Consider the following 17,767-nt stretch of genomic DNA (forward strand, 5'->3'; position numbering starts at 1 on the left):
GATAACATGAAAAAAATACGAAGCTATACCAGTATCTGGTCGGTGGAAAAGGTACTCTATTCCATCAATGATTTTAAACTGCCATTCCCCATCACGTTCACACAGATGGCGTGGTTCGTGATGTCGGTGTTTGCGGTTATGCTCTTGGGGAACCTCCCTCCTCTTTCGTTCATTGACGGAGCATTTTTGAAATACTTCGGCGTACCCTTTGCCCTCACTTGGTTCATGTGCCAGAAGACCTTTGACGGGAAGAAGCCTTACGGCTTCCTGAAATCCGTACTGGCATATCTGGTACGCCCGAAACTGACCTATGCAGGAAAGCCCGTGAAGCTGGAAAAGGAATATCCGGCACAACCCATCACGGCAGTAAGGAGTGATATTTATGGCATATCCGATTAAGTATATCGAAAATAACCTTGTATTCAACCATGACGGGGAGTGCTTCGCTTACTATGAGCTGCTTCCCTACAACTATTCTTTTTTAAGCCCTGAACAGAAATATCAGGTACACGATTCCTTCCGGCAGCTTATCGCCCAGAACAGGGACGGGAAGATTCACGCCCTGCAAATCAGCACCGAATCCAGCATACGGGCAGCACAGGAACGCTCCAAACAGGAAGTGACGGGCAAGTTAAAGGACGTTGCCTGTGCAAAGATTGACGCACAGACCGAAGCCCTCATTTCCATGATAGGGGAAAATCAGGTGGACTACCGCTTTTTTATCGGCTTCAAGCTGCTTGTCAATGAGCAGGAAGTCACCATGAAGCAATTTCGCAGGGAAGCAAAGACCGCCGTTTCCGATTTCCTCCATGAAGTCAACCACAAGCTCATGGGGGATTTTGTTTCCATGAGCAATGAGGAAATCTGGCGGTTTCAGAAGATGGAAAAACTGTTGGAGAATAAAATCTCACGCCGCTTCAAAGTCCGGCGGCTTAACAAGGACGATTTTGGCTATCTGATTGAGCATTTATACGGACAGACCGGAACTGCCTACGAAGATTATGAGTATTATCTTCCGAAGAAACGGTTTCAGGAAGAAACGCTGGTGAAATACTATGACCTCATCAAACCCACCCGTTGTCTGATAGAGGAAAACCAGCGGTATCTGAAAATCGAACAGGAAGACGGGACGGTCTATGCCGCCTACTTTACTATCAACAGCATCGTGGGGGAACTGGACTTCCCATCCTCGGAAATCTTTTACTATCAGCAGCAGCAATTTACTTTTCCCATTGATACCTCTATGAATGTGGAGATTGTCACAAACCGGAAAGCCCTCTCCACGGTGCGGAACAAGAAAAAAGAGCTGAAAGATTTGGACAACCACGCATGGCAGAATGACAGTGAAACCAGTACAAACGTGGTGGACGCTTTAGACAGCGTAAATGAACTGGAATCCACCTTAGACCAGAGCAAGGAATCCATGTACAAACTGTCCTATGTAGTGCGTGTGACGGCTCCCGACTTGGAAGAACTGAAACGCCGCTGCAATGAGGTGAAAGATTTTTATGATGATTTGAACGTGAAGCTGGTTCGCCCCTTTGGGGATATGCTGGGGCTGCATGGGGAATTTCTCCCTGCCAGTAAACGGTATCTGAACGATTACATCCAGTATGTCACCAGTGACTTCCTCGCTGGTCTTGGCTTTGGGGCAACCCAGATGTTGGGGGAACCGGAGGGCATTTATATCGGGTACAGCCTTGATACAGGAAGAAACGTGTACTTAAAGCCTGCCCTTGCCAGTCAGGGAGTAAAAGGCTCTGTCACCAACGCCCTTGCTGCCGCTTTTGTCGGCTCCCTCGGCGGTGGAAAATCATTCAGTAACAACATGATTGTTTATTATTCCGTTTTATTTGGGGCACAGGCACTCATTGTTGACCCGAAAGCAGAACGGGGACGGTGGAAAGAAACCCTGCCGGAAATCGCCCATGAAATCAATATCGTAAACCTGACCTCGGAGGAACAGAACAGGGGCTTGCTCGACCCGTATGTGATTATGGATAACCCAAAGGATTCCGAATCACTGGCAATCGACATCCTGACCTTTTTAACGGGCATTTCCAGCCGTGACGGGGAAAAGTTCCCTGTTCTTCGGAAAGCCATTCGTGCAGTGACAAACAGTGAGGAACGGGGACTTTTCAAGGTGATTGAGGAACTTCGGGCGGAGGGAACCACCATCAGCACCAGCATAGCCGACCATATCGAATCCTTTACGGACTATGACTTTGCACACCTGCTCTTTTCGGATGGGGATGTCACACAGTCCATCAGCCTTGAAAAGCAGCTCAATATCATTCAGGTGGCGGATTTGGTTCTGCCGGATAAGGAAACCTCGTTTGAAGAATACACCACAATGGAGCTGCTTTCCGTGGCAATGCTCATTGTAATCAGCACCTTTGCCCTCGACTTCATCCACACCGACCGCAGCGTGTTTAAGATTGTGGATTTGGATGAAGCATGGAGCTTCCTACAGGTGGCACAGGGCAAGACCCTTTCCATGAAGCTGGTTCGTGCCGGACGTGCCATGAACGCAGGCGTTTACTTTGTGACCCAGAACACGGACGATTTGCTGGATGAAAAGCTGAAAAACAATCTGGGCTTGAAGTTTGCATTCCGCTCCACGGACATCAACGAAATCAAGAAGACCCTCGCCTTTTTCGGGGTGGATTCCGAAGATGAAAACAACCAGAAGCGGCTCCGTGACTTGGAAAACGGACAGTGCCTTATCAGTGATTTGTACGGGCGTGTGGGGGTGATACAGTTCCATCCTATCTTTGAAGACCTGTTCCATGCCTTTGACACCAGACCGCCTGTTAGAAAAGAGGTGGAGGAATGAAGATAAGAAAGCCCATCCAGCAGGGGACAGCTCTTGTCCCTTGCCGGACAAAGGGAGAAAACTCTTTTAAAAAAATCGGGAGTATAGCAGGAAAAGTGCTTCTGGCACTCCTGCTCATCCTCCTGCTGCTGGCAGTCTTCGGCACAGCCGCCCACGCTGCCGGACTGGTGGATGATACGGTAGACGCTGCCAACGAATACAGCAAATATCCTCTGGACAACTACCAGCTTGATTTTTATGTGGACAGCGGATGGGACTGGCTCCCGTGGAACTGGCTGGACGGTATCGGAAAACAGGTGATGTACGGGCTGTATGCCATCACAAATTTTATCTGGACAATCAGCCTGTACCTTTCCAACGCCACGGGGTATCTGATTCAAGAAGCCTACTCGCTGGACTTTATTTCCTCTACGGCGGATTCCATTGGAAAAAATATGCAGACCTTGGCAGGCGTTACCACAGGCGGCTTGTCCTCGGAGGGATTTTATATCGGGTTCCTGCTGATTCTCATTCTGGTGGTGGGGATTTACGTTGCCTACACAGGGCTTATCAAACGGGAAACCACAAAAGCCATCCATGCCGTTGTCAATTTCGTGGTGGTGTTCGTGCTGTCCGCTGCCTTTATCGCCTATGCTCCTGATTATATCGGGAAAATCAATGAATTTTCCGCAGACATCAGCAATGCCAGCCTGACCCTTGGTACAAAGATTGTGCTGCCGAACTCGGGAAGTCAGGGAAAAGACAGTGTGGATTTGATACGGGACAGCCTGTTTTCCATTCAGGTCAAGCAGCCGTGGCTCCTGCTGCAATACGGCAACTCGGATGTGGAAAGCCTTGGGGCTGACCGTGTGGAACGCCTGCTCTCAACCAGTCCAGACGAAAACAACGGGCAGGACAGGGAAGAAATCGTAGTGGAGGAAATCGAAGACAGGGAAAACACCAACCTTACCATCACAAAGACCATCAACCGCTTGGGAACCGTCTTCTTCCTGTTCATGTTCAATATCGGTATCTCCATTTTTGTATTCCTGCTCACGGGGATAATGATTTTCTCACAGGTACTTTTTATTATCTACGCCATGTTCCTGCCTGTGAGCTTCCTCCTTAGCATGGTTCCCTCTTTTGAGGGGATGTCAAAACGTGCCATTACAAAGCTGTTCAATACCATCCTTACCAGAGCCGGAATCACCCTGATTATCACGGTAGCGTTCAGCATTTCCACCATGCTCTACAACCTGTCTGGGGAATACCCGTTCTTCCTGACGGCGTTCTTGCAGATAGTGACCTTTGCCGGAATTTATTTCAAGCTGGGGGATTTGATGGGGATGTTCTCCTTACAGAGCGGGGATTCCCAAAGCATGGGAAGCCGCATCATGCGAAGACCCCGTATGCTCATGCACGCCCATATGCACCGTTTACAGCATAAGTTAGGACGTTCTGTGGCGGCTCTTAGGGCTGGTACGGCTGCCTACCACGCAGGAAAACAGGCTGGCTCAGACCAGAGAACTGCTTCCAGCTCCGGTTCTTCCAAACGAACACAGGCAGACCACAGCAGACCAGACGGGCAGGCAGCACCGGAAAAGGAATCCGCATGGAAACGGGCTGGCTCTGCGGTAGGTACGGTGGCAGATACCAAAGATAAGATAAGCGATACTGCCGGACAGCTCCGGGAGCAGGCAAAGGATTTGCCCGTCAATGCAAAGTACGCCCTTTACCACGGGAAAACACAGGTATCAGAGGGAGTACGGGATTTTACTTCCAGCGTGACCCAGACCCGAACTGCCAGAGCCGAACAGCGAAACGCACAGGCAGAAAGCCGCAGACAGACCATTGCAGAACGCAGGGCGGAACTGGAACAGGCAAAACAGCCGCAAAAGACAGCTTCCGAAGCACCCAAAGGGGCGGCTCCTGTCCATGAACGCCCTGTTACTGCAAAGCAGCCAGAAGATTTCCGACATCATGCAGGAAAACCAGCCATGCAGCCAGCTTCCCCATCCATCAGGGAACGGGGACAGGTTTCTTATGGGGGAACTGTGGCGGAACGGGCTTCGGTTCCGGTGGTAAAAGCAGCTTCCATCCACCATGAGCAAACACCGCCAGTAAGGACGGAACGCCAGATACTCCCTCCGGTTTCACCAGACAAACCAGAGGAAAGACAAAAGACAAGTCCCACCATCACCCCTGCTGCTCCCCATCCGGCAAGACCTGTCCAGAATGATACGGCTCCTGTGATACCGGAAAGAAAACGGGCTGCCCCTGTGGTAAAAGAATCGAACTTTACCATCCGGCGTACCACCGTCAGAAAGGAGTGGACAAAAACGGTAAAAGCGGCTGCCAAACAAAAGAAAGGGGAGAAACCATGAAGTTAAGACACCTTTTCTTTGCTTGTTCCGGCGTGTTCGTGATGATGTTCTCCCTGCTCCTTTTGGTGGTAATTGTCTTCTCGGATGAGGAAGACGGCGGAAGCGGCGGAAACCTTATCTATGGGGGCGTGAGCGTATCACAGGAAGTCCTCGCCCATAAGCCTATGCTGGAAAAGTATGCAAGGGAATATCGCATAGAGGAATACTTAAATGTGCTGCTCGCCATCATTCAGGTGGAATCCGGCGGCACGCTGGAAGACGTTATGCAGTCCTCGGAATCTCTGGGGCTTCCCCCGAACTCCCTTAGCACAGAGGAATCCATCAAACAGGGCTGCAAATATTTCTCGGAACTGCTCGCAGTGGCAGAAACAAAGGGCTGTGACTTAAACAGTGTGATTCAGTCCTACAACTACGGCGGCGGTTTCCTAGACTATGTGGCAGGACGTGGGAAAAAGTACACCTTTAAACTGGCAGAGAGCTTCGCAAGGGACAAATCCGGCGGAAAAAAAGTCACCTACACCAACCCTGTTGCGGTAGAGAAAAACGGGGGCTGGCGGTATTCCTATGGAAATATGTTCTATGTCCTCTTGGTATCGCAATACCTGACCGTGGCACAGTTTGATGATGAAACGGTACAGGCTATCATGGAGGAAGCCTTAAAGTATGAGGGCTGGACGTATGTGTACGGGGGCGATTCTCCCTCCACTTCCTTTGACTGTTCAGGACTGGTGCAGTGGTGCTATGGCAAGGCAGGAATCGCCCTGCCACGGACAGCACAGGAACAGTATAATGTGACGCAGCACATCCCCCTGTCCGAAGCAAAAGCAGGGGATTTGGTCTTTTTCCATTCTACCTACAACGCTGGAACCTACATCACCCATGTGGGGCTATATGTGGGAAATAACCGGATGTACCATGCCGGAAATCCCATTGGTTACGCAGACCTGACAGGCTCCTATTGGCAACAGCACCTTGCCGGAGCCGGACGAATCAAAAAATAAGAAAGGATGACTTGATATGATTCAGATTAGAAAAGAGGAAAACCAGAAAAAGCAGAAAGAAAAGAAGTTGAAAGTTTACAAAGTCAATACTCATAAAAAAACCGTGATTGCCCTGTGGGTGCTGCTGGCAGTGAGTTTCCTGTTTGCCGTCTATAAGAATTTCACGGCGATAGACATTCATACTGTCCATGAAACCAAAGTGATTGAGGAAACCATCCTCGACACCCACAAGATAGAGAATTTTGTGGAGAATTTCGCAGAAATCTACTATTCATGGGAACAGTCCGCCGCTTCCATTGATAACCGGACAAATGCTTTAAAAGGCTATCTCACCGGAGAGCTGCAAGCCCTGAATGTAGATACTGTCCGAAAGGACATCCCCGTATCGTCTGCCCTGACTGATTTCCAGATATGGGAAATTACAAAAGAAAAGGAGCAGCATTATCAAGTGACCTATACAGTGGAACAGCGTATCACAGAGGGAGAATCCAGTAAAACCGTCCGTTCCGCCTATCAGGTGACGGTCTATGTGGACGGCTCTGGAAACCTGACGATTATCCAGAACCCAACCATCACCAGCGTTCCTGTAAAATCCGGCTACACCCCAAAAGCGGTACAAAGTGACGGTACGGTGGATTCCATCACCACGGAGGAAATCAACGAATTTCTCACTACCTTTTTCAAGCTGTACCCTACGGCAACCGCAAAGGAGCTGACTTATTATGTAAATGAGGGTGTGCTGAAACCTGTGGGAAAAGAATACATTTTCTCGGAACTGGTGAATCCGGTCTACAACCGAAACGGAAATCAGGTGACCGCTTCCCTAGCAGTAAAATATCTGGATAACCAGACCATGACAACACAGGTATCGCAGTTTGACCTTGTGCTGGAAAAGAACGGGGAAAACTGGAAGATTGTGAAATAGTTATAGAAAAACGTGCATTTCTCATTTGAGATTTGCACGTTTCTCTTATAAAGTATTTCTTTTTAAAATTTATCATTAGTCTTTATATTTTTGATTAGCTCCCAATAGTAGTGTGTCAATTGCTTCGGATAATTCTTTTCTTACTTTATCAGGATTAGAAAAAGCATATCTTAATTGTAAAGTTGTATAACCATGAAGCATACCTGTTACCATGCTCAAAATTTCAGTGGTCTTATCTGGATTAAAGCCACATGAGCAAATAAGTGTTTTAAGTAAAGATAGATAATCATTAAAAATGATTGCTGTTTCCTCTGTTCCATTCCAACTAGCCCATTGAATTATTTCATAAACACCGGGATGTTCAATCATATAATTAAGATATTCAACTGCCACTAATTTTAACGCTGAATCCCCTGTCTTACCGATTGCTGCACGAATCATTTTTTCATTCATAGTACGCATACCACTATGTGCTATCTCCCTAAGAAGTTCATCCAAACTTCCTATATGATTATATAAGGAGGGGGTACGAATCCCTAAATTTTCAGCAATAGCTTTCAAAGAAACATTATGAAGTCCATTTCTATCAGCCATATCAGAAGCAGTTTTTATAACTTCGGCTTTTGTAACTCGCATATTCATTTTCCTCTTTCTACACATCATTTACTTCATTTTAATTAATCAAATTAATGAAGTCAATAATTTGGTTAGAAAAAATGAACTCTTGTATTGACAAACAGTCTTATAATATTTAAAATTACTAATGTGGTTAGTTTTTATACTATTTAAATTAGTTTGTGAAAGGAAATACAAATATGTGTACAAGATTTGTGTATAATGGAAAAGAAACCATTGTTGGGTTCAATTTTGATATTGACCTTTCTGAATGGGAACATACTGTAATTACCGAAAAAGACCGTTTTTTTATAGGGATAAAAATGTCCGATAATAAGTACCACTCTTTTCACGGAATCAATAGAAATGGGAATGTTGGCACATTGTTGTATGTACATGGAAATGACAATGCACAATTTTGCGGTAATGAATCATGCTATACAATAGCTGATTTGACAGAAAACTTTATAAAAGGCAATCTCTCTTTTGACGATTCATTGGAGATAGTGAAAAAAAAGAAAATTACTTATGCACCTGACACTACTATGCAGGCTATGTTTTCGGATAGAAATGGGCGTGTTCTCATTATTGAACCGGGGATTGGGTATCGCTTGGAAAAAGAAAAATATTCCTTAATAACAAATTACTCCATTCTAAAACCAGAATTGACTAATCCATATGTTTTATCTGGGGATAACAGATATGAAAAGGCAAAGGATTTACTGCAAGGATATGGAGAAAACTTCTCTATTTCCAACGCCTTTGATGTACTTAGGTCAGTACGTCAGGAAGGACTTTGGGCAACCAGAGTTTCTCTTGTATATTCCGTTGCTAAAAATAAGGTATATTATGTGTTGAACAATGATTTCAAAAATATTGCAGAGTATCAATTCTAATATCACTGCAATTATAAACAAAAGTGGAGAATTTACATTTCCCCCACTTCCTTAGATTTGACAATACCATCTGCCTATTGCAATTTTTATTTACTTTTCCATCAATATTTCAAACAACAATTTCTACTTCGACAATCAAGTTAATTTATGTTGTTTAACCTCTATTTCCTTTGTCTACTAAGACATTTAATTATTTACCATACATCTGTGATAATTTTTAATTTGCCTATTGACTTTAACGTTACGTCATAGTATATGATAAACCCAAAAGGAGGAACTAGAATTATGAAAATATCCGCTATCCGTTCTGACAAAGTTTATTCAAAAATTATGAATGCACCGTTAGACAAAAAAAATGACATTTATAGATATGAACTTATGAAGCCTTTTGAAAAAAAGTGGGCTTGTTATAGTGTTCCTATGAAAGCTCTAACGCCTAATGGATATGATGTAATTATGGCAAGCGAAATGCTTGGACATATCGCCCCAACCGCTGTTGACCAAAAGCAACAAAATAATATTAAGCTAATTTCTGATAATACACTCTGGGAAAAATGTGAGTTATCCATTCAGCAGTCGTTGAATTGCTTTGTTGAACACGGTGTTAATCTACCCATTAAAGAATATGCGTTTACAATTTTACTTGCAAATGCTAAAAATCCTTACATTATTTTAAATGATGGTTACTGTGGTGATGGTGGTATTCCAGGATATATTTTTTCTTGGTTACTACCTAATGAATACACTTTATCACATCTTCATGTAGCATTAGCACATGAAACTAATCACAACGTACGATTTCAATTTATTAAATGGAAGAATGACATCACTCTTGGTGAAATGATAGTCAATGAGGGATTGGCAGAAAACTTTGCAACATTTCTGTATGGTGAAGATAAAGCAGGTCCTTGGGTAACAAAAACTGATATAGAAACCTTAAATGAATATATTAAGCCTATTATTCGGGACGGTTTAAATGTTCAAGGATTAGAAAATCTGAATGCATACCTTTATGGTGATGAAATGGCAGCATTACAAAACTATCCTCAGGTCGGATTACCCTATTGTTCCGGATATGCGTGTGGCTATCACTTGATTAAACACTACTTGCAAAAGACTGGAAAAAACATTGTCGAAGCAACTCTATTACCTGCAAAAGAAATTTTAAATGCTACGGAGGATTTTTGGAATGAATGAAAAAGCTAAAACAGTCCATGAAGTTGCTAAATTAACAGGTATTACTGCTCGAACACTACATTATTATGATAAAATTGGTTTATTAAAACCATCTATTATAACCGAAGCAAAATACCGTCAGTATACAGACGACGATTTAACTAGGCTTCAGGAAATTTTGTTTTTTAGAGAAGTTGGATTCGCCCTAAAAGAAATTAAGGAACTGCTGGATTCACCTCATTATGTTCGTTCAGAAGCATTAGAGCGTCATGTACTGATTTTGGAAGCTCAGAAAGAACGAATAGAAGCTTTGATTTCACTTGTAAAAGACACAATCAACGGAAATAAAGAAATTAAATTTTCTGCATTTTCAAATGCAAAAATACTTGAGTTACAATCGCAATTTCAAGAAGAAGTATTAGAACAATGGGGAAATACTGAAAGTTTCAGAGAATACAAGACTATGTTTTCTTCCCATTCAAAGCAAATACAAGAGAAAGAAATAGAATCTTTTTATTCAATGGCTCGCAATATTTTTGAAAAACTAGCTATGTATGAAAATAGTCCTGCGGAAAGTTCAGAAGTACAAGCAATAGTACATGAATGGCAACAATATATTTCTGAACACTTTTATGAATGTAATAAACAAATTTTATCTAATTTGGGAGTTCTCTATATTACAGATGAAAGATTTACCACTTTTATAAATAGATTTAGTAGTGGAAATCTTGCAGCTTTTTTTAATGAAGCAATACAAATTTTTTGCAGAGGTTCAGAATGAATATGATGGAGTGGGTTATTTGTCCTATATGCAACAATAAAACAAGGATTAAAATACGAAAAGATACACAGCTAAAAAACTTTCCGTTGTATTGTCCAAAATGTAAAAAAGAAAGTTTGATATGCGTAAATAACTTCAAAATAGAAATTATCAAAGAGCCAGACGCTTAGACGCAGAGCCGATAATTTATAAGCTATTACAGCTTATAGACTATCGGCTCATTTTAGTTTCAGTCCTATTCTTGCAGACAATAGAAGTTATTTATCTTCCATTTCCTTGTATTTGACAATACCATCTGCAACGCTTTCCATGATAACAAGGTCTGCGTCTGTAAAATTGTCAATTTTGCTTTCAAGCTGTCTTCGTCTGCTGCTTTTTGCCAGACTATCAGAGGATAAAAAGAACTCATCCACTGATACATTCAGCAGAGATACAAGGTCGTAAAGCACCTGTAAACTGGGGTGCTGCCCTTTATTCTCAATATTAGTTAAATAGCGTGGGTCAATTTCAATCATTGCTCCCACCTGTTCACGGGTCAAACCCTGTTTTTTACGGGCTTCTTTTATGGCAAGCCCAAACGCCCTGAAATCATATTTATCTTCTTTTTTACGCATAATACACCACCTCTGTACATTTTACTGTTCCTGTTGTAATAGTGACAGGTATAGAAAAACGTATTACATGGTTGTACAGTTCCTATTATGCGTATCAAAGATAAAACTATACTGCCGAAACGGAAATAAAAAAAACCGTTATTTGGCAGCATACTTTCCCTGCGTCAAAAATTATATCATTATTTCCAGACGACGGTTTAACAAAAGCCGCCGTCTTTTTTTTGCCTGAAATATAGATGATTTTTAAAGTCCACTACTTGATACAGACAGCGGCTTACAGGAGGAAGCCGCTATGCAAAATATTTTCTTAAATATATCTACATTCGGTAAACCGTTAAAAAAAGCCATCCACCTACACTAGAAAAGTCTGACCCTCAATGTGGTTTTTCAGAATACATAGAAAGAACTATCGAAGCACACAAGCAGAAATATCGTCTGTTTGCGTGCTTTTTTAGTTGGAAGAAAAAGGTTTTAAATTTTTCTTCTCAAAACGCAACTGCACCCCCTGTCCTGTCGGGACTAAGAGCGAAAAGGGGGAAAGAAGCAGAAATTCCTATCAACTCGCTCCCTTTCAAGGCTGGAAAGGGGGTGAGTAATGATGAAGCCATCTGAATTTCAGACAACCATAGAGAACCAGTTTGATTACATCTGTAAAGTCGCTATGGAAGATGAACGCAAAGACTATCTCAAAGCGTTGTCCAGACAGTGCAAACGGGAAACCCTGTTCTGTGATATGGACGATTACACCGTCAACTTGTTTTCTTCCGAAGACACCTATCCATCCCACTTCCATACTTTTGAAATGGATGGATTTACTGTCCGTATTGAAAACAGCCTATTAGCAGAAGCATTAGAAAATCTGGATGGAAAGAAACGTGATGTTATCCTGAGATATTATTTTCTTGGATTTGACGATACGGAAATTTCAAAAATTCTGGAAGTCAACCGTTCTACTATCCAGAGAAGAAGACACGCCGGACTGGAATTTATCAAAAAATTTATGGAGGAAGAAGCATGACAGCAAAGCACCCTATGATTCCGTTTCCTGTGATTGTAAGGGCTGCGGACGGTGATATTGAAGCAATCAACCAGATTGTACGCCATTACAGCGGTTTTATTGCCAGCCGTTCCATGCGTCCCATGAAAGACGAATATGGCAATACCCACATGGTTGTAGATGAAACCCTACGCCGCCGGATGGAAACACGTCTGATTGCAAAGATTTTATCTTTTGAAATCAGGGAACCAAAGTAAAAATAACGCTCTCCTGTGGAAGCATGGACAAGCCCATGCTTCCCAGACAGAGCTTGCCAGCCTATTAAAGTGCATTATCACCAGTGCATTTTAACAGGCTGACAAAGCCAGATTGTTCATTGAAAAAGAAAGCGTCTAATCAACGCAGCATAAAGCAGCCGAATACGTTTCGATAGAAAGAGAGCCGTTGGGCTGGCACGCCGTAACCCACCAAAGGAGGGATGAAACCGGATAGCGATTCCTGCCAGCGTTCCATAAGCAGCTTACCGCAAAAGCTGCCGCCATGACCTTTCTATCGTGATAATGATACTTCCGTACAGCCTTAGTCCGTGTGATGATGTAGCACCGCTGGCAAAGGGTACGGCTGGATGAGAACCATGCAGGGGTGAGATTCCCATGAGCTTTAGCGAAAGCTGTTCGGTTTGCTAAGGATGATTCTTTCATAATGAACAAGCATTTTTGCATAGTCTGTAAACATAGTAAAGACTGTGAGGTGGAATTATGCCAAAAGAAGCAGAAATTTCCTGCAAAAATGTATTTAAGTGTGAAGATAAGTCGGCATTAAAAAAAGAGTTCAATCAAAAATGGATAGAACTTATCAATCAATTAGAAAAATCCAAAGGGCAGGTATTACCTGTAAAATGATAGACAAACATTTCCCAACACGGTATAATAAGTGTAGGTGGAATGTTTGTTTTATCTTCTCTTTAAGGGAGATAAAATATGATGAACACAAAGTCAAAAGTTGCTATTTATTGCCGCTTATCAGAAGAAGATAGAAACAAACAACATGAAACTGATGATAGTAACAGTATTCAAAATCAAAAATCCATGCTGATTCAATATGTATTGGAACAAGGCTGGGAAGTCTACAATATATACAGTGATGATGATTATACTGGTTCAGATAGACGAAGACCAGAATTTAACAAACTGTTAAATGACGCTGAACACCGAAAATTTGATATTATCCTCTGTAAAACACAATCCAGATTTACCAGAGAGTTAGAGTTGGTAGAAAAATACATACACGGATTGTTTCCTATCTGGGGGATTCGTTTTATCAGTATTGTAGATAATGCAGATACCGCTAATAAAGGAAACAAAAAATCAAGACAAATCAATGGTCTGGTTAATGAGTGGTATTTAGAGGATATGTCAGAAAACATCCGCAGCGTATTGGCTGACCGCCGGAAGAATGGATTTCATATTGGTGCATTTGCTCTTTATGGTTATAAAAAAGACCCTGAGCAAAAGGGACACCTGATTATTGACGAAGAAGCTGCTGCTGTTGTCAGAGAAGTTTTTACTTTATTTTCACAGGGATATGGCAAAACAGCGATTGCCCGTATGCTGAATGACCGTGGGATTCCAAACCCTACGGAATATAAACGGCTTCATGGTTTACGCTATAAGCAGCCTACCAGAAAAAATAGTACCTTATGGAAATATTTTGCTATTTCCGATATGCTGACAAATGAAATTTATATCGGAAATATGGTTCAAGGAAAATATGGCAGTGTTTCGTATAAGACAAAACAAAATAAGCCTAGACCTAAAGAGGAATGGTACAGAGTAGAGGGAACACACGAACCGATTATTGACCGTGAACTTTGGGATAGAGTACAATCTATGGTAGCTGAAAAAGCAAAACCATTTACAGTAGGAACCATAGGGCTGTTTGCCAGAAAAGCTCGCTGCATGAACTGTGGCTATACCATGCGTTCTAATAAACAGACAGATGGAAGACATTATTTACAATGTTCAAATCGCCATGTTGCAAAGGACGCTTGCATAGGCTCATTTATTTCTGTGAAGAAGTTGGAGCAGGCAGTTATTTCTGAACTGAACAAGTTATCACAAGAATATCTTGATAAAGATGAATTGGAACAGAACGTGGAATTTCACTCCAACGTAAAGGAGAAAAAAACTGCTTTAGAAACACAACTTGCTACTTATCAAAAAAAGATTGAAGAAGACGCAAAGGTAATCAGAGAACTTTATCTTGATAAAGTAAAAGGGATTCTTTCCGAAAATGATTTCCTGAATTTGTCAAAAGACTTCACAAATGACAGAGAACGGCTTGAAAAGCTGGTGATTGAAACGCAAAAACAGCTTGATGTAATTGAGAGAAAAATCCAGACAGGCGATAATCGCCGCCAGCTTATTGAGCAATACACAAATCTTGAACATTTAGACAGAGAAACCGTTGAAACTCTAATTGATTATATATTAGTAGGAAAACGGATTCCAGGGACAAGAAATGTCCCGATTGAAATACATTGGAATTTCTAAGTTCTGTAAAATCTGGTGTCTGGCACACCAGATTATATAGAACTTCTACTTAACACTTCTATGTTGCACTTATGTAGTTGCACCATCCGCGGCCAGGTCTTCATGAAGGTCCGTAATCACATCGCCCTTGGACTGGAATTCACATGCGTTAAATGGGATTCCTCCTGCTGCCTGAGGCCAGATGCCGGTTGCATGGTCAATATAGTAGGGGCCAAAGCCCTGCTCTACCAGTTGCTCCGCTGTCAGGTTCCTGGTCAGCTGATGGACGATGGCTGCCACGATTTCAAGATGGGCAAGCTCCTCTGTCCCTATATCTGTGAGCGCTGCCTTGCACTCTTTGTAGGGCATGGTATAGCGCTGGGACAGATATCTCATGGAGGCTCCCATTTCCCCGTCAGGCCCGCCGTATTGGGACATTATGAACTGTGCCATCTGTGCATTGGGTTCTTTAATATTAACAGGAAATTCCAGTCTTTTTTCATATATCCACATTTATGAGCACACTCCTTCCCAAGGCCATGGATCATTTACCCAGGACCAGTAATCTGTATCCTTGTTGGCGCCTGCGGTCAGGGGGCCGAACTGTGCCTCATAAGCCGCTGCCGCACTCTTGTACGCCGCCAGCATCTGATTATAGTAATCAATGGCCGCCGCGTCACAGGGATGGGTGTCTAAATAGAGGTTGGCGTCAACCACGGCAAACCCTGCCTCATCTACCTGGCGCAGCATGGCTCCCTGTGAAACATTATAATCGAAGTTGGTCATCTGCCGCACCTCCCATAATTAAATTGAAGATCCAGGTCAGGGAAAATGGTCCCCTGCACCAGTCCCCTTTCAGGGGCATAGGTAGTCTGCCACTGCTGCCACGGAACATAGGCCATTGCAACCGGATACTGCTGTTCCAGACATCCCGGTTCCGTTGACACACAGTCCATCTGATTCATGCCTGTGTACTGTCCGCCCGCAAAGGATTCAGCGGGAGCTACATTATAGTCATTGTTTACAGCCCAGGGAAATGTGTTCATATCCGGATAATCCGTCTGCCTGAAAGAACCGCGGCCGCTTGGTCCGGAGGTGTTGCAGGACACGTGTCTGCAGCCGCAGCACTGTCCCCTTACATCTGTATAAGAGTCCATATGATGGAAACTCCTTCCATTAACTTTTCTTTATTAATAGTTTATGTGATTCCCAAAGGACCGTTACAGAAAAATCTCCTGCGGCAATCAGTAACACTTTGTCTGACTGTCCCATATGATATAGTACAAACCAATAAAAAAGGAGATGCGATATATGTGTTGTTTTAGATTTGGATGTGGATGTAGATGTCATCGTTGCTGTTGTGGGTGTGGTTGTGGAAATAACGGCTGTGGCTGTGGCTGCGGCAACAACAGCGGATGTGGCTGCGATAATAACAGCAACTGCGGCTGTGGATGCGGTTGCGGCAATAACAACAATTGCGGCTGCGGCTGCAGGCATGATATCTGTGCCGGCGAAAGACGCAGGGCATATAGGGAAGGCTTCCGCAACGGATATTGGGAAGGCTTCAATGACGCAAGCTGGGGAAGACCCTGTGGATTCCCTCAGCCCCGTGGCGGCGCTGCCCAGGCACCGGTTGCCGTAGATGCGGGCGGGTGCGGTTGCAACAACTAAACAGCTGGACTGACAGCTGATAAAAATACAAGGGGGCTCCGGTTAGGGCGGCACTCATAAAACAGCATAAGATTGTTTTCGGGAAACGGCGTAGCTTCGGCTATGCCGTTTCTCCGTTTGATAGGTTACCCAGCAAGGACGCGGGGAGTATTCCCACAAGGTCATAGGATATATCAATCTGCTGTTCCCTATGTCCGCTTGATTTGTCGGGAGCGTGAACATATACCGCCTTTACCATGTCATTCAAGACAGTGGGCGTCAGCTCGTCCAAATCGAGATACTTCCGTACCTTGCCGATAAACTTGTCAATGTTTTCTGCCTGTTCTTCCTGCTGTATAATTTCTTCATTCAGTTGCAACAGTTTTTCCCGCAGTTCTTCCTGCTCCTGTTCGTAATCGTCGGAGAGCATTTGAAATCTGCTGTCAGAAATCTTTCCGTTGGCGTTATCTTCGTAAATACGCTTAAATAATCGGTCAAGTTCTTCAATACGCCGTTCGGCTTGCGTCAGTTTCCGCCGCTTCGCCGCGAGTTCTTTTTTCGCTTCGGCTTTCTGCTTCGCTTCCATAGCTTTTCTAAAGCGTTCCTCATGAGTAGACACACAGGCAATCACAAGCCGCATATGAGCAAGTACACCCTGCTCCAGTACAACGGCGCGGATAAAATGCGTCGGGCAGACCTCTTTCCCTTTGAGCCTTGAAGTGGAGCAAACAAAGTGGTCTTGTCGCGCTTCAAAATTCTTGCTTGTGCAGTAATACAGCTTTTCCTCACAATCAGCGCAGCGGACAATGCCGGAAAACATATTGGTTTTTCCTGTCCGTGTCGGGCGGCGTTTGTTGCGGCGTAATTTCTGCACCCGTTCCCATATGTCAAGGTCGATAATCGCTTCATGGGTATTCTCAAACACAAGCTGCTTTTCTTTGGGATTGTAACAGGTCTTTTTGCTCTTGTACGACTGCTTGTAGGTCTTGAAGTTTACCGTATGCCCTTGATACTCTGGACGCTCTAAAATATCGGCTATGGTGTCGCCCGTCCAGTTGTACGGATTGTCCGGCGGCGTGTTCCTCGTTGCTTTGCCTGTCCGCTGAAAATGGATAGTCGGCGTTATGACTTTTTGCTCTTTCAGAATCCGGGCAATCTGTGACGGCCCGTAGCCCTCTAAACAGAGAGCAAATATCCGCTTGACTACTTCGGCGGCTTCTTCGTCTACAATCCAATGCTTTTTGTTATCAGCATCTTTCATGTAGCCATAGGGCGGGTTGGTACAAAGATATTCCCCTGCTTCGCCTTTGGACTTCATCACAGCGCGTATCTTCTTGCTTGTATCACGGCAATACCACTCGTTGATGATATTCAAAAACGGG

The 17,767-nt window shown here is 43.6% G+C and carries 19 protein-coding genes and 1 pseudogene; 14 read left to right on the forward strand and 6 right to left on the reverse strand.

Features of this window, described 5'->3' with window-relative positions; translation table 11 throughout:
* The first annotated feature begins 6 nt into the window (after window positions 1–6).
* Genes DWX59_RS02400 through DWX59_RS02420 form a run of 5 tightly spaced genes read left to right on the forward strand, consistent with a single transcriptional unit; the run spans window position 7 to window position 7,125 of the window.
* The gene (locus DWX59_RS02400) at window positions 7–399 is read left to right on the forward strand and encodes a conjugal transfer protein (protein WP_074134021.1); all 393 of its coding nucleotides are present in this window, start codon (window positions 7–9) and stop codon (window positions 397–399) included.
* Complete coding sequence (gene tcpF / locus DWX59_RS02405; RefSeq protein ID WP_117555916.1) at window positions 383–2,836, forward strand: conjugal transfer ATPase TcpF; 2,454 nt, start codon at window positions 383–385, stop codon at window positions 2,834–2,836. Before DWX59_RS02400 ends, tcpF begins: the two co-directional genes overlap by 17 nt.
* Entirely contained in the window at window positions 2,833–5,199 is a 2,367-nt protein-coding gene (locus tag DWX59_RS02410; protein ID WP_117555918.1) for a CD3337/EF1877 family mobilome membrane protein, read from the forward strand. The genes tcpF and DWX59_RS02410 overlap by 4 nt, the downstream gene beginning before the upstream one ends.
* Complete coding sequence (locus tag DWX59_RS02415; RefSeq protein ID WP_117555920.1) at window positions 5,196–6,200, forward strand: bifunctional lytic transglycosylase/C40 family peptidase; 1,005 nt, start codon at window positions 5,196–5,198, stop codon at window positions 6,198–6,200. Before DWX59_RS02410 ends, DWX59_RS02415 begins: the two co-directional genes overlap by 4 nt.
* Before the next feature lie 16 nt (window positions 6,201–6,216).
* A complete protein-coding gene (locus DWX59_RS02420; RefSeq protein WP_117555922.1) occupies window positions 6,217–7,125 on the forward strand; it encodes a conjugal transfer protein in 909 nt (302 codons plus the stop codon).
* A gap of 75 nt (window positions 7,126–7,200) precedes the next feature.
* Here DWX59_RS02420 and DWX59_RS02425 read toward each other — a convergent pair whose 3' ends face one another.
* The gene (locus DWX59_RS02425) at window positions 7,201–7,761 is read right to left on the reverse strand and encodes a TetR/AcrR family transcriptional regulator (protein WP_074133959.1); all 561 of its coding nucleotides are present in this window, start codon (window positions 7,759–7,761) and stop codon (window positions 7,201–7,203) included.
* Window positions 7,762–7,940: 179 nt separating this feature from the next.
* Here DWX59_RS02425 and DWX59_RS02430 point away from each other — a divergent pair, with 179 nt between their 5' ends.
* From DWX59_RS02430 to DWX59_RS02445, 4 genes are all read left to right on the forward strand, one after another.
* On the forward strand, window positions 7,941–8,636 hold the full coding sequence (locus tag DWX59_RS02430) for an Ntn hydrolase family protein (RefSeq protein ID WP_117555924.1): 696 nt from the start codon (window positions 7,941–7,943) through the stop codon (window positions 8,634–8,636).
* Between the two features lie 285 nt (window positions 8,637–8,921).
* A complete protein-coding gene (locus DWX59_RS02435; protein ID WP_074133956.1) occupies window positions 8,922–9,833 on the forward strand; it encodes a DUF2268 domain-containing putative Zn-dependent protease in 912 nt (303 codons plus the stop codon).
* Window positions 9,826–10,593: a MerR family transcriptional regulator gene (locus tag DWX59_RS02440; RefSeq protein ID WP_117555926.1), complete on the forward strand. Its 768-nt coding sequence runs from the start codon at window positions 9,826–9,828 to the stop codon at window positions 10,591–10,593. Before DWX59_RS02435 ends, DWX59_RS02440 begins: the two co-directional genes overlap by 8 nt.
* A 5-nt stretch (window positions 10,594–10,598) precedes the next feature.
* Window positions 10,599–10,763 carry a cysteine-rich KTR domain-containing protein gene (locus DWX59_RS02445; RefSeq protein ID WP_308464100.1) on the forward strand — a complete coding sequence of 55 codons (165 nt, stop codon included), beginning with the start codon at window positions 10,599–10,601 and terminating at the stop codon, window positions 10,761–10,763.
* A gap of 87 nt (window positions 10,764–10,850) precedes the next feature.
* Here DWX59_RS02445 and DWX59_RS02450 read toward each other — a convergent pair whose 3' ends face one another.
* Complete coding sequence (locus DWX59_RS02450; RefSeq protein ID WP_103900081.1) at window positions 10,851–11,207, reverse strand: helix-turn-helix domain-containing protein; 357 nt, start codon at window positions 11,205–11,207, stop codon at window positions 10,851–10,853.
* Window positions 11,208–11,802: 595 nt separating this feature from the next.
* Between DWX59_RS02450 and DWX59_RS02455 the strand changes: the two genes are divergently transcribed.
* The 4 genes from DWX59_RS02455 to DWX59_RS02470 all read left to right on the forward strand — a co-directional run bounded on the left by DWX59_RS02455 (window position 11,803) and on the right by DWX59_RS02470 (window position 14,756).
* Window positions 11,803–12,225, forward strand: a complete 423-nt coding sequence (locus tag DWX59_RS02455) for an RNA polymerase sigma factor (protein ID WP_022615780.1) — start codon at window positions 11,803–11,805, stop codon at window positions 12,223–12,225.
* Entirely contained in the window at window positions 12,222–12,461 is a 240-nt protein-coding gene (locus DWX59_RS02460; protein WP_074133949.1) for a helix-turn-helix domain-containing protein, read from the forward strand. The genes DWX59_RS02455 and DWX59_RS02460 overlap by 4 nt, the downstream gene beginning before the upstream one ends.
* Window positions 12,462–12,962: 501 nt before the next feature.
* The gene (locus tag DWX59_RS28595; RefSeq protein WP_005427045.1) at window positions 12,963–13,106 is read left to right on the forward strand and encodes a hypothetical protein; all 144 of its coding nucleotides are present in this window, start codon (window positions 12,963–12,965) and stop codon (window positions 13,104–13,106) included.
* Window positions 13,107–13,184: 78 nt separating this feature from the next.
* The gene (locus tag DWX59_RS02470) at window positions 13,185–14,756 is read left to right on the forward strand and encodes a recombinase family protein (protein ID WP_074133947.1); all 1,572 of its coding nucleotides are present in this window, start codon (window positions 13,185–13,187) and stop codon (window positions 14,754–14,756) included.
* An 84-nt stretch (window positions 14,757–14,840) separates the two neighbouring features.
* On the opposite strand, the pseudogene DWX59_RS02475 reads toward DWX59_RS02470, so the two are convergent.
* From DWX59_RS02475 to DWX59_RS02485, 3 genes and pseudogenes are all read right to left on the reverse strand, one after another.
* Window positions 14,841–15,248, reverse strand: a pseudogene (locus DWX59_RS02475) (manganese catalase family protein); the annotation flags it as partial.
* A complete protein-coding gene (locus DWX59_RS02480; protein ID WP_117555930.1) occupies window positions 15,249–15,521 on the reverse strand; it encodes a spore coat protein CotJB in 273 nt (90 codons plus the stop codon).
* A complete protein-coding gene (locus tag DWX59_RS02485) occupies window positions 15,518–15,892 on the reverse strand; it encodes a spore coat associated protein CotJA (RefSeq protein WP_117555932.1) in 375 nt (124 codons plus the stop codon). The genes DWX59_RS02480 and DWX59_RS02485 overlap by 4 nt, the downstream gene beginning before the upstream one ends.
* 170 nt (window positions 15,893–16,062) lie before the next feature.
* Between DWX59_RS02485 and DWX59_RS02490 the strand changes: the two genes are divergently transcribed.
* Window positions 16,063–16,377 carry a hypothetical protein gene (locus DWX59_RS02490; protein ID WP_165640676.1) on the forward strand — a complete coding sequence of 105 codons (315 nt, stop codon included), beginning with the start codon at window positions 16,063–16,065 and terminating at the stop codon, window positions 16,375–16,377.
* Between the two features lie 129 nt (window positions 16,378–16,506).
* On the opposite strand, the gene DWX59_RS02495 is transcribed toward DWX59_RS02490, so the two are convergent.
* Window positions 16,507–17,760 (reverse strand): recombinase family protein, encoded by a 1,254-nt coding sequence (locus tag DWX59_RS02495; protein ID WP_353626742.1) that lies wholly within the window; start codon window positions 17,758–17,760, stop codon window positions 16,507–16,509.
* Window positions 17,761–17,767 lie beyond the last annotated feature (7 nt).

Source organism: Enterocloster aldenensis (genome assembly GCF_003434055.1).
Lineage (GTDB): Bacteria > Bacillota > Clostridia > Lachnospirales > Lachnospiraceae > Enterocloster > Enterocloster aldenensis.

Excerpts from the sequence above, each read along its gene's own strand:
- DWX59_RS02410 (WP_117555918.1), top strand. The coding sequence starts at position 2,833 with ATGAAGATAAGAAAGCCCATCCAGCAGGGGACAGCTCTTGTCCCTTGC.
- DWX59_RS02455 (WP_022615780.1), top strand. The coding sequence starts at position 11,803 with ATGATGAAGCCATCTGAATTTCAGACAACCATAGAGAACCAGTTTGAT.
- DWX59_RS02460 (WP_074133949.1), top strand. The coding sequence starts at position 12,222 with ATGACAGCAAAGCACCCTATGATTCCGTTTCCTGTGATTGTAAGGGCT.
- DWX59_RS02440 (WP_117555926.1), top strand. The coding sequence starts at position 9,826 with ATGAATGAAAAAGCTAAAACAGTCCATGAAGTTGCTAAATTAACAGGT.
- DWX59_RS02400 (WP_074134021.1), top strand. The coding sequence starts at position 7 with ATGAAAAAAATACGAAGCTATACCAGTATCTGGTCGGTGGAAAAGGTA.
- DWX59_RS02470 (WP_074133947.1), top strand. The coding sequence starts at position 13,185 with ATGATGAACACAAAGTCAAAAGTTGCTATTTATTGCCGCTTATCAGAA.
- DWX59_RS02450 (WP_103900081.1), bottom strand. The coding sequence starts at position 11,207 with ATGCGTAAAAAAGAAGATAAATATGATTTCAGGGCGTTTGGGCTTGCC.
- DWX59_RS02480 (WP_117555930.1), bottom strand. The coding sequence starts at position 15,521 with ATGACCAACTTCGATTATAATGTTTCACAGGGAGCCATGCTGCGCCAG.
- DWX59_RS02430 (WP_117555924.1), top strand. The coding sequence starts at position 7,941 with ATGTGTACAAGATTTGTGTATAATGGAAAAGAAACCATTGTTGGGTTC.
- DWX59_RS02425 (WP_074133959.1), bottom strand. The coding sequence starts at position 7,761 with ATGCGAGTTACAAAAGCCGAAGTTATAAAAACTGCTTCTGATATGGCT.
- DWX59_RS28595 (WP_005427045.1), top strand. The coding sequence starts at position 12,963 with ATGCCAAAAGAAGCAGAAATTTCCTGCAAAAATGTATTTAAGTGTGAA.
- tcpF (WP_117555916.1), top strand. The coding sequence starts at position 383 with ATGGCATATCCGATTAAGTATATCGAAAATAACCTTGTATTCAACCAT.
- DWX59_RS02435 (WP_074133956.1), top strand. The coding sequence starts at position 8,922 with ATGAAAATATCCGCTATCCGTTCTGACAAAGTTTATTCAAAAATTATG.
- DWX59_RS02485 (WP_117555932.1), bottom strand. The coding sequence starts at position 15,892 with ATGGACTCTTATACAGATGTAAGGGGACAGTGCTGCGGCTGCAGACAC.
- DWX59_RS02415 (WP_117555920.1), top strand. The coding sequence starts at position 5,196 with ATGAAGTTAAGACACCTTTTCTTTGCTTGTTCCGGCGTGTTCGTGATG.
- DWX59_RS02420 (WP_117555922.1), top strand. The coding sequence starts at position 6,217 with ATGATTCAGATTAGAAAAGAGGAAAACCAGAAAAAGCAGAAAGAAAAG.
- DWX59_RS02445 (WP_308464100.1), top strand. The coding sequence starts at position 10,599 with ATGGAGTGGGTTATTTGTCCTATATGCAACAATAAAACAAGGATTAAA.